1 protein-coding gene is annotated in these 475 nt (G+C 56.8%); it reads right to left on the bottom strand.

The annotated features are described in order from the left end of the window. Positions 1-199 precede the first annotated feature (199 nt). Positions 200-475: hypothetical protein (locus JHD73_RS29255; RefSeq protein ID WP_233177199.1), on the bottom strand; the 276-nt coding region annotated here is incomplete at its 5' end.

The raw sequence follows: 475 nt of genomic DNA, 5'->3' as shown, positions 1-475 counted from the left end.
TGCCGAACTGCTCAAGCAGCTTGGCTGGAATCGCCGGCAGCTCGACCGGCTTGGTCTTCGGTTCGCGAGGCATAAACCCTCCTTGAGGGCATGTTATGCCTTGAACACGAAATTACTGACAGGCCCCCTAAAAGGTGCGCTTGTGAGGGTCTGAGGTCCAATGGTGGAGCTCAGACCGTCGGCTGCCGAGCTAAAAGGTCTATGTGTCGAGGTTTTGAGATGGACTCTGCGCGACGGCGTGTGCTGGTGGTCCATCCCCGGTATCGTCCCCTGCCGGGGCCGACTCACTTTTCTTTGTCTTGCCAAAGAAAAGTAAGCAAAAGAAAGGCGTGCCCGAGATGGCGACACCCTCCTTGGATTTTTGTCGCGGGGAGGGGAAGGAGCCAAACTCGCTGCGCTCAGACAAGGCTCCTTCCTTTTTCCTCCCCGCAACAAAAATCCAAGGCGCCATCAAGGGCAGGAACGTCAAAGGCCA

Source organism: Ralstonia sp. ASV6, from assembly GCF_016429285.1.
In the GTDB taxonomy this organism is placed as follows: Bacteria; Pseudomonadota; Gammaproteobacteria; order Burkholderiales; family Burkholderiaceae; genus Ralstonia; species Ralstonia flaminis.
Note: the sequence above shows the minus strand (reverse complement) of the source record. Positions and strands in the feature narration are given on the sequence as shown.